This is a genomic window from Hymenobacter daeguensis (genome assembly GCF_054780555.1).
The window spans coordinates 124,817-139,517 of record NZ_BAAGWC010000011.1 but is presented as its reverse complement, the minus strand read 5'-3'; the positions used below and the strand labels follow the sequence as shown (position 1 = coordinate 139,517).

The window sequence follows — 14,701 nt, the reverse complement described above, 5'->3', positions numbered from 1 at the left end:
CGGAAGGAGTTTTTTTATTGCCGCTGGCGAAAGCGGCAGCCGTAAATTTGCCGCATCTACAAAAGCTGACAGCTAACGGCTATTGGCTAATAGCTTAAAAAAAATGCACGTTCTCCTCTTCGACGACCCGGCCATCCGGCCGCACCTGTTGCCCTTCACGTTTACGCGGCCGGTGGCGGCACTGCGCTGCGGCATCCTCACGCTGGCCGAGAAGTGGCAGCGCCGGCTGGGCGTGGAGGCCGTGGGCTACCTCACGCAGCCGTATCTACAAACCAAGTTTCCGGCCGGCGATGTGAGCGGCCCGGCGCTCATCATCAACGGCGCGGTGTGCCCCGATGACCTGCTGACCCGGCAGGTGCAGGCCCTGCAGCCCGGCCAGGCCCTGTATTGCGACGAATTGCTGGTGGCGGCCCACGTCGCCGACGCTTCGCTGGTGGCCGAGCTCATTCAGGACGGCCTGCCCGAAAGCAAGCAGGTGGCCGAGCCCGTGACGGTGATTGACCGGCCGTGGCAGCTGTTTCTGCGCAACGGCGTGGAAATCCGCCGCGACTTTGCGCTGCTCACCAAGGGCCGCACCTCGCAGCCCGTGGGCGACGCGCACACCATTGTGTATGGCGCCGAAAATATCTTCATCGAAGAAGGTGTGAAAATCCGCGCGGCCATTCTCAACGCCGAGGACGGCCCCATTTATCTGGGCAAGAATTCGCAAGTGCACGAGGGTGCCATCATCAAAGGGCCGCTGGCGCTGTGCGAGGGCTCACACATCAATGCCGGCGCCAAAATGCGCGGCGACAACACGGTGGGGCCGTTCTCGAAGGTGGGCGGCGAAGTGGGCAACAGCATCCTGCTGGGCTACAGCAACAAGGGCCACGACGGCTACCTCGGCAACTCCGTCATCGGCGAGTGGTGCAACCTGGGGGCCGACACCAACACCTCGAACCTCAAGAACAACTACGCACCCGTGAAAATCTGGAGCCACGTCGCCAAGCGCTTCGTGGACACCGGCCAGACCTTCTGCGGCCTGATGATGGGCGACCACAGCAAGGCCGGCATCAACACCATGTTCAACACCGGTACGGTGGTGGGCGTGGGGGCCAACATCTTCGGGGCGGGCTTTCCGCGCACCTTCATTCCGAGCTTCAGCTGGGGCGGCGCGGCGGGTTTCGAAACCTTCAAGCTGCCCAAAGCCAACGAAGTGGCCGAGCGCGTGATGGCCCGCCGCAACCTGCCGTATGATGCGGTGGAGCAGGGGATTATGCAGGCCGTGTTTGAGGCGACAACAGAAGACCGGGTTTGGGATAAAGTCAAAGCATGACCTTCGCCGACATCCCCAACCAGGCCGCCGTGAAGGCCCTCCTGCGCCAGTCGGTGCAGCGACAGCACGTGGCGCACGCCCAGCTCTTCCGGGGCCAGGAGGGCGGCGCGGCGCTGGCGCTGGCTTTGGCCTACGCGCAGTTTCTGAACTGCGAAGACCGGGCTCCTGATGCGCAGGACAGCTGCGGCCATTGCCCGGCCTGCACCAAAATTGCCAAGCTGGCGCACCCCGACCTGAACTTCATCGTGCCCGTGACCACCACCAAAACGGTGGCCAAAGACGCGGTGAGCAGCAAGTTCATGGCCGAGTGGCGGGCCTTCATCCTCGACAATCCTTACCAGGGCCTCAACGACTGGATGCAGCACATCGGGGCCGAAAACAAGCAGGGCAACATCAGCAAGGATGAAGCCGTGCAGATGCTGAAGCTGGTGAGCCTGAAAGCCTTTGAGGCGCGCTTCAAAATCGTGCTGCTCTGGCTGCCCGAGCTCATGCATCCCGCCGCCGCCAACGCCGTGCTCAAGCTGCTGGAAGAGCCGCCGCCCGCCACCATTTTCCTGCTCGTCAGCCACGCGCCCGAGCAGCTGCTGCCCACCATCATCAGCCGGGTGCAGCCGGTGGTGGTGCGCCCGTTTTCGGAAGACGACATCACCGACTACCTGCGCGACATCTACCACGTGCCCGAAGCCAAGGCCCGCCAGGTAGCCCAGCTGGCCGAAGGCAGCCTGGGCGCGGCCATCGCCAGCCGCGACGCCAACGCCGACCACGACTACTTCGAGTTTTTCCGCGACTGGATGCGCCTGTGCTTCAGCTACGGCAGCAAGGCCGCCGATATTCTGAAAAAGAGCGAGGAGTTCCAGAAGCTGGGCCGCGAAAACCAGAAGGAGTTGCTGAGCTACTCGCTGGGGCTGGTGCGCAAGGTGCTGCTGTTTGGCATCGACCCGAAATTTGTGCCCCATCTGGCCAACGGCGAGCAGCAGTTCGTGACCGGCTTCGCCAAATTCGTGACCCCGCGCAACGCCGACCTGCTCACCAAAGAGCTTACCGATGCCCACTACCACATCGAGCGCAACGCCAACGCCAAAATGGTGTTCGTGGACAGCTCGTTGCGGCTGGGCGGCTTTCTACGGGTTTAAGTGTTGACTGTTGGGGGTTGAATGAGCCGCAAAGTCCGGCTTCACTCCCCGCGAACATCCCACTCAAAACTCAACCCTCAACATTCAACCCTCCGCATGATAATCCGCCTCGCCACCCGCGCCAGCCGCCTCGCCCTTTGGCAGACGGAACACGTTGCCAGCCTGCTGCAGCACGCCGGTTTCGAAACCGAAATTGTGCCCATGCAAACCACCGGCGATGCCGTGCAGGACCGCAGTCTGGCCAAAATCGGCTCCAAAGGCGTCTTCACCGAAGAGCTGGAAGCCAGCCTGTTGCGCGGCGAAACCCACCTCGCCGTGCATTCGGCCAAGGACGTGCAAAGCAGCATTCCGCGCGAGCTGGAGCTGCTGGCCTTTCTGGAGCGCGAGCAGGTGAACGACGTGGTGCTGAGCTTCGATGAGAACTTCTCGCTTGATAAGCCGGGCATCGTGCTGGGCACCAGCAGCACCCGCCGCAAGGCCCAGCTGCGCCGCTTCTACCCCCACGCCGAAACCGCCGAGGCCCGCGGCAACCTCCAGACCCGCCTGCGCAAGCTCGAGGAAGGCCAGTTCGACGCCCTGGTGCTGGCCTACGCCGGCGTGCACCGCATGGGCTACGAGCACCTGGTGCGTCACACGCTGCCCACGGCGCAGTTTGTGCCTGCCACCGGCCAGGGCAGTATTGCCGTAGAGTGCGCTGCCGGTTTGGATAACAGCCTGAAAGCCCGCCTGAAAGCCGCTCTCGACCACGCCGCCACCCACACCTGCCTGCTGGCCGAGCGTGCCTTTCTGCACACCATGGAGGGCGGGTGCAGCATCCCGTCCTTTGCCCTGGCCACGCTGGAAAACGGCCGCCTGCGCCTGCACGGCGGCCTCATCAGCCTCAGCGGCGAAGAGTACGTGGAGGAAATCCAGACGGCAGCGACTGCCGATGAAGCCCGCGCCCTCGGTGTATCGGTGGCCGATGCGGTGCTGGCGCGGGGCGGCCGCGAAATCCTGGCCAGCATCCGCGAGCACCGGGGTTAACACTGCTGACGGCTGAATCCGCGTAGTTTTGCCCGCAGTTACATACCTCATGCTACCTCAAATGAAGCTTTCCGTTTCTCGTTTCGCTGGTTTTTTAATGGCCCTGCTCTGGCTGGCTGCTCCTGCCTTTGCCGCTGAAAAACCCGGTAAATCGCCCAAAAAAAGCAGTAAAGACGAAGTCGTTACCATCACCACCCCTCAGGGCGTTATTCGCCTGGTTTTGTTCGACGATACGCCGCTGCACAAGGCTAATTTTTTGAAAAAAGCCCAGAGCGGCTTTTACACGGGCACTACGTTCCACCGCGTCATCGACAACTTCATGATTCAGGGCGGCGATGCCAACTCCAAAGATGCCGACCCCACCAACGACGGCATGGGCCAGCCCAACGAGCCGACCATTCCGGCCGAGCTGGTGGGCCATCAGCACAACTATGGCGCGGTGGCCGCTGCCCGCATGGGCGGTCCGGCCGGCACGCCCAGCAGCGGCAGCCAGTTTTACCTGGTTGAAAACCACGACGGTACACACTTCCTCGATGGCCAATACACTGTGTTCGGGCAGGTCATCCAGGGCCTTGATGTCATCGACAAAATTGCCAAGCTGCCCAAAGACCCCCGCGACCGGCCGCTGACCGACTCCAAAATGACGGTGAAAGTGGAGAAGCTCAAGCGTAAAAAAATCACCAAGCTCTACGGTTACAAGTACGAATAGCGCAGGCCCAAAATCGCTCAACAGCTCATCGTGAAAATTCTCCTCACCGGTGCCAACGGATTGCTTGGCCAGAAGCTGGTGGCCCTGCTCCGGCAGCAGCCCGGCGTGGAGCTGGTGGCCACCTCCCGGGGGGCCAACAAGCTGGCCAGCCTGTTTCCGGACGTGCGTTTCGTGCCGCTCGACGTGGCCAATGCCGCTGAGGTACGCCACGTACTGGCCCTGGAGCAGCCCACGCACGTCATCCACACCGCCGCCATGACCAACGTGGACGAGTGCGAGCGAAACCACGCCGCCTGCTGGCAGCAGAACGTGACGGCTGTTGAAAACCTGGTGCCTGCCTGCGCCGAAGCCGCCATTCACCTCACCCACCTGAGCACCGACTTTGTTTTCAGCGGTGAGCAGGGTCCGTTGGCCGAGGATGCCGTGCCAGGGCCGGTAAATTATTACGGCGAAAGCAAGCTGGCCGCCGAGCGCGTGGTGCAGGCCAGCGCCGGCCGCTGGGCCATTGCCCGCACTGTGCTGGTGTATGGCGTGGCGCACGAATACGGCCGCACCAATATCGTGCTGTGGGTGCGCGACTCCCTGCGCGCCGGCCAGCGCATCAAGGTTGTGGCCGACCAGTGGCGCACGCCCACGCTGGCCGAAGACCTGGCCCAGGGCTGCTGGCTGATTGCCCAGCAGAATGCCCAGGGCATCTACCACATCAGCGGCGACGAGCAAGAGTTGCTCACGCCCTACGCCATGGCGCTGCAGGTGGCCGCCCACTTCGGCCTCGATAGCCAGCTGATTGAAAAAGTGGATGCCAGCACGTTTTCACAGCCGGCCCGCCGACCCGCTCGTACCGGCTTTATCATCGGGAAAGCCCGCGAAGCGCTAGGCTACCGTCCCCACTCCTTTGCCGATGGCATAGCGCTGGTGAATGCCCAAAGCGTGGCCGTGGAATAAAAAAAACCCGCCGGGGTAGACGGCGGGTTAACACTCAACGAGGGTAGATTGTGAGCAGTAGAATCAGTTGATGAGGTAGAATGCTATACTGAATTCCTGGTAGGGCAACGATTGCTGGACGGGAAATAAGGAAGGGTTAGAATAATGTTCGAAAGCGAATAGCAGCTAGGCCAATCCACGCTTAGTGCTGGGGCCAGATACCCACCAGCAGCCCACCTACCAGCACGGCCGTGCGGCCTTGCAGGGCGGCTTCGCCTACAGCACGGGGAACCACGGTGCCGTCAGGAGTCACAAAGTCGATGCCGACGGAGATGGGACGGGTGGTGCCGGGCGTTTTGGCGCGCCGGGGAGCATTCAGCGAAGGATAAATGAGCAGATACATGGCAAGGCGGGTAGATAAGGAAACCAAGGGGTGTCAGCCGCAGAAATTTATTGGGCTGGCTAAGACAATACAATGTTACTGCCGTAGGCTGCCCTGTAAAAAGGACACTATGGCTTAATTCCGGACATCCAAAAAAAGCCTGATTTATAAGATGAGTTATATTTGGTGATAAAATAAGTATCTTATTGCAGGCTCGGTCTGGCGCCCTTTTTGCATTAATTGTCTTTTTATCAATTAATTGCAGTTAAAAATCAAACTGCATTGGCAGAATGTGTTTTCCGAAAAAAAGCGTGATTTGTGACATCAGGCATATCTGCTTATTGCTACTGTTTAGGCAATAAAGTCTGCACAACGTTTGAGTTCAGGCTAAGCCCCGGACGGTTTGGTCCGGCTTAACAGATATAAGCTTAATGTGCTGATTATAAGCATTGATGCTGGAAATAGCGCTATCCACCAGGCAGTTGGAGCGTAGCGGATTCCTGCCAGAAGCCGACCCCAGCTTGCTACGTTGGGCGGCAGGCCCACTCCCAAAAACGACAGCGTGCTTTCCAGCCCCAGCAAGCCCGCCAGGCTGAGTGGCAGAGCCACCCGCAGGGGCTGTACCGCGTGTGGCAGCGCGTGCCACAGCCACACGCGACCAGGCCGAAGGCCGGCGGCCTGGGCTGCCTCCACAAAAGGCAGCCCGCGCACGCGCAGCATCTGAGCCCGCACCAGCCGGGCCGGATGCGGCCAGCTGGTAAGGACGAACAGCACTAGCAAGCCGGGAATGGCCACGCCGGTGATGGCGGCCATTGCCACCACCAGCACCAGCCGGGGCAGGGTGTCGAGGGCAGTGGCAGTACCCATCAGAAAGGAGTCGAGGGGCAAGGGCCAGGCCGGGAGCGGGCGGTGCCGCCACCGGGCCCACACAACGAAACTGCCGCTCGCCAAAACGGCTGCTGCCAGCACCAGGGGCGCCCGGGGGAGGTGTAGCAGCCACCAGCCACCTGCTATCGGCAGCAGCCAATACGGCACTGCCAACCGGCCGGAGTTCAGCCAGAAGCCGGCGGCCCCCCCCGCCAGGGCTCCCAGTGCAGCGGCGAGCACGGCTGCCGGCAGGGTCAGCGCAAGCGCCGTGCGGGCACCGAACAGTAGCTCGCTGAGTACATCGAGCCCCTGCGAATCGGTGCCGAGCCAGTGCCGGCCGGGCCCGAAGGGTGGCTCCGCGACGTGGGCTAAATCGGGAATGCCGGGCGGGTAGGGCAGGGGCAGCACCGGGGCCAGCACGGCGGCCAGGAGCACCAGGCACAGCCAGGCGAAGGCCATGCGTTGAGGCCAGGCGAAGGAAGGTTTCAGGACTGCCAACTGATGCGAGGGTCGGTCCAAAGGTAGAGCAGGTCGGCCAGCAGCAGGGCCAGCAGCCGGGCCAGGCCTGTCAGCAGCACGCCCGCTACCAGCACGGGAAAGTCGCGGTTAGCGGCGGCCTCAGCCAGCAGGCGGCCCATACCGGGCAGGGCGAACGCTACCTCAACTACCACCGCCCCGGCCACCAGCGCCGGAAGTAGCTGCGCAAGCTGGGCTAAGCTGGGCAGCAGGGCGTTGCGCAATGCATGGTGGCGGATAACCTGTTGCGTGGATAAGCCTTTGGCCCGGGCTGTGGTAGCGTATGCAGCGCCCAGCTCCTGTACCAGGTTTGCTTCCAGCTGAAGCGTGAAGTCGGGCAGTACGGAGAGGAAAAGGGCCGTGACCGGCAGTGCCAGGTGCCAGGCATAGCTCAGCAGCCAACTGCTGCTGCCCGCCGTGTTTTCCGCCGGTTCGTCGAGGCCGTAGGCCGGGAACCAGGCCAGCATTTCGGGATTGGCCAGCAGCAGCAGCAGCGCCAGGGCCACCACAAAAAGTGGTAGCGCGTGCAGGCCCGTCAGCAGGGTGCGGGCGGGGCGGTGCCACCACGGGCGGGCCGCCAGGCGCTGGGCCAGCGCCAGCGCGCCCAATACGGCCAGTACCGCCGCCGTGCCCGTCAGCGGCAGCGTATAGGCGAGGGCGGCTCCCAACTCGTGGCGCACCGGCTGGCCGGTGCGGAATGACGTGCCCATATCTCCCTGCACCAGGCAGGCCGCCCATCGGTGGTATTGGTTTTGGGAGCCATGCCAGCACCAGCCCTGGCTGGGAGGGGCCACAGGGCCAAAATAAAACAGCGGCAGGTCGAGCCCCAGCCGGTGCCGGACCGCCTGCTGCGCCGCCTGCCGGTCGGCCAGGGGGAGGGTGGTCGGTGCATCGGCAAAGTCCGGCAGGGCTGTTTCGGAGCCCAGGCTGCGGTGGCTCAGCAGAAATGCTGCCGAGGCCAATAGCCAAACCGCCAGCGCGGTGCGGGCGAGGTGCCATAAGGCCTTGTCCATCATGCGCTACGGAGCCGGGGGCGCGGCCCACGCCAGGGTCAGGGCTGAGTAGCCGGGTTTGAGGCTGTTGACGTGCAGGCCGTCTAGGCGCTTATTGGCCGCGACGCGGTTGGGTAGAAAAAACAGCGGCACCAATGGGGCCTGCTCCTGCATCAGGGCCTGGAAGCGGTGCAGCAGGCGGGCGCGGTGCGGCTTGCTGTCGGCGGCGGCAATGGCCTCGATGAGCCGGTCGCAGGCCGGCAGGCTGAAGCCCGTAACATTGTCGGCCCCAATGCCTGCCGTGTGCAGAATAGCCGTGAAGTTGAACATAAACGGGTTGCCACGTATCATGCGCAGATACACATCGAAATCGCCGCTGCGCAAAGCCTGCGAGAACATGCCCGGCTCGGTTGGCAGCAGCTGCACCGGCACCCCAATGCTGGCTGCTGCTGCCTGAAACTGCAGCGCCGTCGTAGAAAAAAGCTCATCGCCCGCCCGGTAGCGCAAGCGGAGCCGCAGCTGCTGGCGCTGGCCCTGGGCCGTGGTTCGGGTCCAGCCGGCGGCCGCGTCGCGGGTGGGCAACCAGCCGGCCAGGCGTAGGAGGGCCGCAGCGCCCGTGGGTGCAAAGGGCACCGGGCGTAGGCTGTCGTTGTAGTTCAAGTGGTCGTTGGGGCTGATGATGCCCACCGTGCGTTGGCCCTGGTCCAGCTGCGTGGCGTGTAGCAGGCCCGCCGCGTCGAAGCACTGGCCGAGGGCCCGGCGGGTGAGCGCATCGGCCAGGGCCGGGTGGCGGGTATTGAAGCCTGCCGTGAGCACATCGTGGGATTCGGACGTGTAGAAGCGCAGCGTTTTTGCGGCTGCGGGCAGCGCACCCAGCCGGGCAAATTCGCGGGCGGGCATCTGCGGATACACGTCGAGGCTGCCATTTTGCAGCGCCAGCGTAGCCGTGGCCGCCGCCGGAATAATGCTGTAGGTAAGCTGCCGGGGCTGCGCCTGTAGCACCAAGGGCGCGGGGTGCACGTCATCGGCCCACCAGTGGGGCTTGCGGCGAAACATGGCATACCGGTCTTTCTCCCATTTCACCAGTTGGTAGGCCCCGCAGCCGGGCAGCGGCTGGGCAGTCCGGGAGGCATTGGCGGCCTGGTAGCGTCGCACCACGTTCTTAATGCCGGTATCGAGCGCGATTTCGGCCCGATGTCGCTGAAAATCGGCCAGGTCGAAGCGACGGAGCCAGCCTCGTGGGTCCAGCTCGGCTTCGGGCAGAATAAAAAGGTCGCCGGTCGTCTGGGCGTATTCTATCGAGCGGCCCCGGCACAGAAAAGCGAAGCGTCGGGGGTCGTTGGCCGTGGCTTGCACCGCCCGAATAAACCGGTACTGGCTCTGGGCGGCCTCATTGGGCAGGCCGGGGCAAAACAGCAGCTTGAGCGTGAAAACCACGTCGCTGGCCAGAATCGGCCGGCCGCTGTCCCAGGCAGCCGCGTTGCGAATGCGGTAGCCAATGCCCGTTGTCGAATCGTTGAGCAACCGGATGGAAGGCAGGGCCTCGGCCAGCGCAGGAGCCAGCTCCTGGGTTGCGGCATCGGCCTGTAGTAGGCTGATGTTTAATAAGTTATAGGCGTCAATCGCGGCCTGATTATGCAGGCTGAGTGGGTCCAGCGTTTCGGGGTCGTGGGCCCAGCGGATGTGAATAGCGTCGGCGGGGGCAGGTTTTCGACTGTTGCAGCCGCCTGCCAGCAGCAAGGCCGCCAGACAAATTGTATAGCGAATCAGGGAATAAAATTTCACGCGCCAAGCCTTGGTTTATTCCCACATCAGCGGGAAAGCAAGATAGGCACTAATGCGGAGTGTTAGGCTGCAATGTCGCCACCCCAGCCGCCAATGCCGCCGTCCATGGCCGTTACATCGCCACCCCAGCCGCCAATGCCGCCGTCAATCATGGCAATGTCACCGCCCCAGCCGCCAATGCCGCCGTCGATGGCCGTTACATCGCCACCCCAGCCGCCGATGCCGCCGTCAATCATAGCAACATCGCCGCCCCAGCCGCCGATGCCGCCGTCGATGGCCGTTACATCGCCACCCCAGCCGCCAATGCCGCCGTCAATCATAGCAACATCACCGCCCCAGCCGCCGATGCCACCGTCATTCAGCGTGATGTCGCCGCCCCAGCCGCCGATGCCGCCGTCGTCCTCGGCGCTGATGTCGCCGCCCCAGCCGCCGATACCGCCGTCGTCCTCGGCGCTGATGTCGCCACCCCAGCCGCCGATGCCGCCGTCGTTGAGCGCGTTGGCCGGCGTGCTGATGGCAACCTGTTGCGGGTGCTTGATAGCGGTGTGGTTTTGGGGAGCGCCGGAGGTGATGCTGGCGAATTGAAACAGGGCGATGGTGAGGAGGTTCAGCACGGTGAGTATGGGGTTAAATCTGTGTCAGATGATGTGTCAGGTGTTTGAATGACACAAAGTTGACGTCCCGCTCAGCCGTACAAAAGGACAATATTAGCCTAAAAAAGACTATGCTTAATCCTATAAGTTATTTGTTTTAACAAAGAAAAAAAATATTGTTTTCGCCCGATTGAATTTTGATGAATGTTTTTTTCTGCTGTTTTCAGAAAAAAACCTCATTTTGTGACGTTGAAGGCCCCAAAAGCGCATATAAAATCACGATACAAATATTCAGGCACTGTTGGCGGCGAAAAAAGGAAAGAACACCCGTATTTGTGACATCGGTTTTTGTGTTGCTTATACTGGTAAATAGTCCCTCATTTGATGTCAAGGCACTTTTAAGATGAATGAAATTGCGAATTTGGCGCGAATTGTGACATCCCGTGGTTTGGCATCTTTGCCGGTATTGGACTTGCGCAGCCGACAGGCGAACAAAGAAAACCAGCTGGTAGCGGCCCTGACCAATGCCCCCGAGGTGACCCAGCTGCAGGTGGTGAAGGCGATTTACGGCAAATCGACAGCGGCCAACACACGGGCTTTGCAGAAGCTGCAGTCGCGGGTTCGCACCAAATTGCTCAACCACCTCTACTTTCTGGACCATTCGGATGCGCGGCATCTGGTGTCGCGCCGCTACGAGCTGGAGTGCCTCGACCTGCTGCACAAGGTAAGCATTCTGTATGCTGAGCGCGAGTACAAGCTCACCGAAAGGCTGTTGCAGCGCTGCCTGCGGCTGTGCAAGCAGGGCGAGTTTACGCAGTACGAGGTGCAGTGTACCCGCATGATGCGCAGCCTGCACGTGGAGCGTCAGCAACCCATTCCGTATAAAAAGGCCACCAAAACCCTGCAAAAGGCCCAGCAGCTGCTGGCCTGGGAAGACGAGGCGGAGCAATTGTTTGCCGACACCCAGCTGGCGCTGAACGGCAGCGTTGCCGCACGGCGCGCGGTGCTCACGGTGCTGCCCGAGCGCATTGCGCAGCTTGAGGCGCTGCACCGGCGGGCCCGCAGCTTCACTACCTATAATATGGTGTACCGGGCGCGGCTGGCGTATGAGGAGCTGCAGGGCAATTTTCCGGAGATGATTCGGGTGACGGCGGCGGCGGCCAAGCGCTGGCGCGACGGCAAGCTGAATGTGCGGCGGTTTGACCTGCGCTTCAACCACTTCGTGAGCATTTACGCGTATCTGCGCGGGCGGCAGCCGGTGCAGGGCCTGCGGCTGGCCGAGGAATATACCCGCGATTTTCACCCCTCGTCCAGCAACTGGTTTTATTTTCAGGAGCACCATGTGCTGCTGGCCCTGCACGCCGAGCAGTACGAGCGGGCGCAGCAACTGATGGTGGTGATTATGAAAAACCCGGCCTATCCGCAGCAGCGCGATGCGGCCCTGCAGCGGTGGGACCTGTACCGGGCATATATCGACTTTGTGCTGCCGCCGCCCCGCACCAATATGGTGCGGCACCGGCAGCTGGCGCAGCTGGTGTTGCAACTGCCCGAATACAGCCGCGACAAGCGGGGGCACAACGTGGCCATTCTGGTGCTGCAGCTGCTGTATTTCCTGCGCGAGCGCAACCTGGAAGCCGTATTGCTGCGCCTGGAGCGCCTGCGCAAGTACCAGCAGCGCCACCTCTACGAAGCGGCCACGCTGCGGAGCCGCCTGTTTTTGCGGCTGCTTCAGCTTATTGTGGAGAAGAATTTCGACCCCGGGCAGGCCGCCGACCGGGGCAAAACGCTGTTGCAGCAGCTGCGCGACACGCCTCCGCCCGGCAACGCGTTTGCCGAAGTTGAAATCATTCCTTACGAACACCTGTGGGCGCTGGTGCTGAACCTGCTGCGCGAAGGCGTGCCGGTGCCCATTACCGCCTATGCGGCGGAATAGCGCCCTAACAGTCGGCCCGGCTGGCCCCGCGCCCCGGCTGCCGTTTTATTCTTCATGCCGATATGCAGCACCAGGAGTTTGAACCGCCGGAAGCGCTGCGGGAGGCCATCAAGTGCTTTTGGTATAACTGCCAGGATTTTGGCGGGCCGCCAGCGGGGTTTGAGGTAGTGCCGGACGGCTACGCGGAAATCATCTTTTACTTTGGCAGCACCCTTCGCATTGCCACGCCGGCGGGCCTGCAGGCCTTGCCATCGCCGTTTATGGTGGGGCTGCTCAATCAGCCAGCGCATTTTTATGCGCAAAACCGGCTGGAAATCATAGGGGTGCGGTGCTATCCTTGGACGGTGTTTGAGCTGCTTGGCCTGCCGGCCGGGCAAGACGGCGTACGCACGTTCGAGCACGCCATTGCCCGGCTGCAGGCCCCGCTGGCGGCGCGGCTGCAGGCGGGCAGCATCGCAGAAGCGGTGGCGCAGGTAGCTGCCCATTTTCTGGCGGCCCGGGCGCACGGTGCTGCCGACCGCATGCTGGCCAAAGCGGGCGCGGCAATGAGCGACACCCGCGGTACCTTACCGGTCAGCCAGGTGGCGGCGGCGGCGCACGCCACGGTTCGCACCCTGGAGCGAAAATTTAAGCAGGCCGCGGGCTACACCGTAAAAGGCGTATCCGGCCTGATGCGCTTTGAGCAGGTGCGCAACCGCTTATGGCAGCAGCCGGCGGCCAGCCTGGCCGGCCTGGCGCACGAGCTTGGCTACACCGACCAGGCCCACCTGAGCCGGGATTTCCGGCGCTACAGCGGCACGACCCCAGCGGCATTTGCACGAAAAGCCGCAAGCCGAAAGCAAGGCCTGAGCACCGATTTTGTCGCATTTGTACAAGCCTGAGGCCGGCACGCGCCGGAGCTTTGCCAGATGAAAACGACCCTGGAAAGCACGGCAACCGCCCCGAACCACCCTGTTTACGATGTCATTATTGCCGGTGCCGGGCCGGTCGGGCTGTTGCTGGCCGGCGAGCTGGCCCTGGCCAGCTGCTCCGTGCTGCTGCTGGAAAAAGCCGAGAGCCCGCACTCGCCCTTGAAGCAAATGCCCTTTGGGGTGCGGGGGCTCAATGCGCCATCGGTGGACGCGTTGCACCGCCGGGGCCTGCTGCACGAGCTGGAGCTGCACAAGCAACTCAAAAACCCGCACCAGCATGCCGGCCAGGGCGCCCGCCGTCAGGTCGGGCACTTCGCGGGCATTCCCTTTCACGAAGGCGATATTGATGCCTCCCAGTGGAAATACCGGCTGCCCGGCGCCCCCGATGCCAGCCTGATGACCGAGCTGGCCGAACTGGAAGCCGTGCTAACCCGCCGCGCCGAAGCTTTGCGGGTAGAAATCCGTCGCGGGCTGGCCATTACGGATTTTCAGCAGGACCAGCACGGGGTAACGGTGCAGGCCGGGAGCCGGTCGTTTGGGGGCCGGTGGCTGGTGGGGTGCGATGGCAGCCGGAGCGTGGTGCGCAAGCTGGGCGGGTTCGAATTTGCCGGTACGGAGCCGGAATTTACCGGCTATACCACGCAGGTTGAGATTGCCGACCCGGAGAAGCTCCGCCCGGGCCGCAACGTGACCGCAACCGGCATGTACCTGCAATCGCAGCCCGGCTACCTCATCCTGCAGGACTTCGACGGCGGGGCGTTTCATCAGTCCGGGCAGCCCGTCACGCGGGAGCACGTGCAGGAAGTGCTGCGCCGCATCTCCGCTACCGATGTGACCCTCAGCGCCCTGTACATGGCCACCACCTGGACGGACCGCGCCCGGCAGGCAACCGCCTACCGGCGCGGCCGGGTGCTGCTGGCCGGCGATGCCGCGCACATTCATTCGCCGCTGGGCGGCCAGGGGCTGAACCTGGGCCTGGGCGATGCCCTGAACCTGGGCTGGAAGCTGGCGGCCACCATTCGCGGGCAAGCCCCGGCTGGCCTGCTGGATAGCTACCAGGCTGAACGCCATCCAATTGGGGCGCAGGTGTTGGACTGGTCCCGCGCCCAAGTGGCCATCATGAACCCCGGCCCGGCGGCCCGCGCGCTGCAAGCCATCGTGCGCGACCTGCTGAACACGCGCGACGGAGCTACCTATTTTGCCGGCCGGGTGTGGGGCATGGCCCTGCACTACGACCTGGGCAGCGGGCACCCGCTGCTGGGCCACAGCATGCCCGGCTTCGAGCTCGAAGACGGAACAATGACTGCGGAGCTGCTGCGCGATGGCCGGGGCCTGCTGCTTGATTTTGAAGGGAATGCTTCGCTCAAAACGGTGGCCGACAGCTTTGGTGGCCAAATCAGGTACGTGGCGGGCCGGGCAAAAGAGCCGCTGGGCCTGAGCGCCGTACTGATACGTCCGGACGGGTTTGTGGCCTGGGCCGCAGGCCCTGCCCCCGACGGCAGCACGCTTCAGCAGGCCGCCACTCGCTGGTTTGCGGGCAATACCGGGCACAAGCCGTAAGCCCTGAAAGCCGAATGGCGCGTCCGGAGTCATCCGGACGCGCCATTCGGCTTTCAGA

Annotated in this window: 13 protein-coding genes; 8 read left to right on the top strand and 5 right to left on the bottom strand. The window is 63.0% G+C overall.

Annotation, left to right across the window (positions count from 1 at the left end; all coding sequences use genetic code 11):
• The first annotated feature begins 103 nt into the window (after positions 1-103).
• The 5 genes from ACYVHT_RS13795 (at position 104) to ACYVHT_RS13775 (ending at position 5,125) form a co-directional block, all read left to right on the top strand.
• Entirely contained in the window at positions 104-1,315 is a 1,212-nt protein-coding gene (locus ACYVHT_RS13795; protein WP_460552690.1) for a GlmU family protein, read from the top strand.
• The gene (locus tag ACYVHT_RS13790; protein WP_460552687.1) at positions 1,312-2,448 is read left to right on the top strand and encodes a DNA polymerase III subunit; all 1,137 of its coding nucleotides are present in this window, start codon (positions 1,312-1,314) and stop codon (positions 2,446-2,448) included. The genes ACYVHT_RS13795 and ACYVHT_RS13790 overlap by 4 nt, the downstream gene beginning before the upstream one ends.
• Before the next feature lie 96 nt (positions 2,449-2,544).
• Positions 2,545-3,471 carry a hydroxymethylbilane synthase gene (gene hemC / locus ACYVHT_RS13785; protein ID WP_460552684.1) on the top strand — a complete coding sequence of 309 codons (927 nt, stop codon included), beginning with the start codon at positions 2,545-2,547 and terminating at the stop codon, positions 3,469-3,471.
• A 97-nt stretch (positions 3,472-3,568) separates the two neighbouring features.
• Positions 3,569-4,180 carry a peptidylprolyl isomerase gene (locus tag ACYVHT_RS13780; RefSeq protein WP_460552681.1) on the top strand — a complete coding sequence of 204 codons (612 nt, stop codon included), beginning with the start codon at positions 3,569-3,571 and terminating at the stop codon, positions 4,178-4,180.
• Between the two features lie 30 nt (positions 4,181-4,210).
• Positions 4,211-5,125 (top strand): SDR family oxidoreductase, encoded by a 915-nt coding sequence (locus ACYVHT_RS13775; RefSeq protein ID WP_460552678.1) that lies wholly within the window; start codon positions 4,211-4,213, stop codon positions 5,123-5,125.
• 181 nt (positions 5,126-5,306) lie between these two features.
• Here ACYVHT_RS13775 and ACYVHT_RS13770 read toward each other — a convergent pair whose 3' ends face one another.
• From ACYVHT_RS13770 to ACYVHT_RS13750, 5 genes are all read right to left on the bottom strand, one after another.
• A complete protein-coding gene (locus ACYVHT_RS13770; RefSeq protein WP_460552675.1) occupies positions 5,307-5,507 on the bottom strand; it encodes a hypothetical protein in 201 nt (66 codons plus the stop codon).
• Positions 5,508-5,873: 366 nt separating this feature from the next.
• Positions 5,874-6,812 carry an ABC transporter permease gene (locus ACYVHT_RS13765; RefSeq protein WP_460552672.1) on the bottom strand — a complete coding sequence of 313 codons (939 nt, stop codon included), beginning with the start codon at positions 6,810-6,812 and terminating at the stop codon, positions 5,874-5,876.
• 26 nt (positions 6,813-6,838) lie between these two features.
• Positions 6,839-7,882 (bottom strand): ABC transporter permease subunit, encoded by a 1,044-nt coding sequence (locus ACYVHT_RS13760; RefSeq protein ID WP_460552670.1) that lies wholly within the window; start codon positions 7,880-7,882, stop codon positions 6,839-6,841.
• A 6-nt stretch (positions 7,883-7,888) separates the two neighbouring features.
• Positions 7,889-9,646, bottom strand: a complete 1,758-nt coding sequence (locus tag ACYVHT_RS13755; protein WP_460552667.1) for an ABC transporter substrate-binding protein — start codon at positions 9,644-9,646, stop codon at positions 7,889-7,891.
• A gap of 62 nt (positions 9,647-9,708) precedes the next feature.
• Positions 9,709-10,260, bottom strand: a complete 552-nt coding sequence (locus ACYVHT_RS13750) for a hypothetical protein (RefSeq protein WP_460552664.1) — start codon at positions 10,258-10,260, stop codon at positions 9,709-9,711.
• Between the two features lie 451 nt (positions 10,261-10,711).
• Between ACYVHT_RS13750 and ACYVHT_RS13745 the strand changes: the two genes are divergently transcribed.
• From ACYVHT_RS13745 to ACYVHT_RS13735, 3 genes are all read left to right on the top strand, one after another.
• A complete protein-coding gene (locus ACYVHT_RS13745; protein WP_460552661.1) occupies positions 10,712-12,172 on the top strand; it encodes a hypothetical protein in 1,461 nt (486 codons plus the stop codon).
• 62 nt (positions 12,173-12,234) lie between these two features.
• On the top strand, positions 12,235-13,053 hold the full coding sequence (locus ACYVHT_RS13740) for a helix-turn-helix domain-containing protein (protein WP_460552658.1): 819 nt from the start codon (positions 12,235-12,237) through the stop codon (positions 13,051-13,053).
• Positions 13,054-13,080: 27 nt separating this feature from the next.
• Positions 13,081-14,643, top strand: a complete 1,563-nt coding sequence (locus tag ACYVHT_RS13735; protein WP_460552655.1) for an FAD-dependent monooxygenase — start codon at positions 13,081-13,083, stop codon at positions 14,641-14,643.
• The last annotated feature ends 58 nt before the right edge of the window (positions 14,644-14,701 follow it).

Bases quoted from the DNA above. Each gene is read 5' to 3' on its own strand.
- hemC (WP_460552684.1), top strand. From the start codon at position 2,545: ATGATAATCCGCCTCGCCACCCGCGCCAGCCGCCTCGCCCTTTGGCAG.
- ACYVHT_RS13770 (WP_460552675.1), bottom strand. From the start codon at position 5,507: ATGTATCTGCTCATTTATCCTTCGCTGAATGCTCCCCGGCGCGCCAAA.
- ACYVHT_RS13765 (WP_460552672.1), bottom strand. From the start codon at position 6,812: ATGGCCTTCGCCTGGCTGTGCCTGGTGCTCCTGGCCGCCGTGCTGGCC.
- ACYVHT_RS13780 (WP_460552681.1), top strand. From the start codon at position 3,569: ATGGCCCTGCTCTGGCTGGCTGCTCCTGCCTTTGCCGCTGAAAAACCC.
- ACYVHT_RS13790 (WP_460552687.1), top strand. From the start codon at position 1,312: ATGACCTTCGCCGACATCCCCAACCAGGCCGCCGTGAAGGCCCTCCTG.
- ACYVHT_RS13735 (WP_460552655.1), top strand. From the start codon at position 13,081: ATGAAAACGACCCTGGAAAGCACGGCAACCGCCCCGAACCACCCTGTT.
- ACYVHT_RS13760 (WP_460552670.1), bottom strand. From the start codon at position 7,882: ATGGACAAGGCCTTATGGCACCTCGCCCGCACCGCGCTGGCGGTTTGG.
- ACYVHT_RS13740 (WP_460552658.1), top strand. From the start codon at position 12,235: ATGCAGCACCAGGAGTTTGAACCGCCGGAAGCGCTGCGGGAGGCCATC.
- ACYVHT_RS13795 (WP_460552690.1), top strand. From the start codon at position 104: ATGCACGTTCTCCTCTTCGACGACCCGGCCATCCGGCCGCACCTGTTG.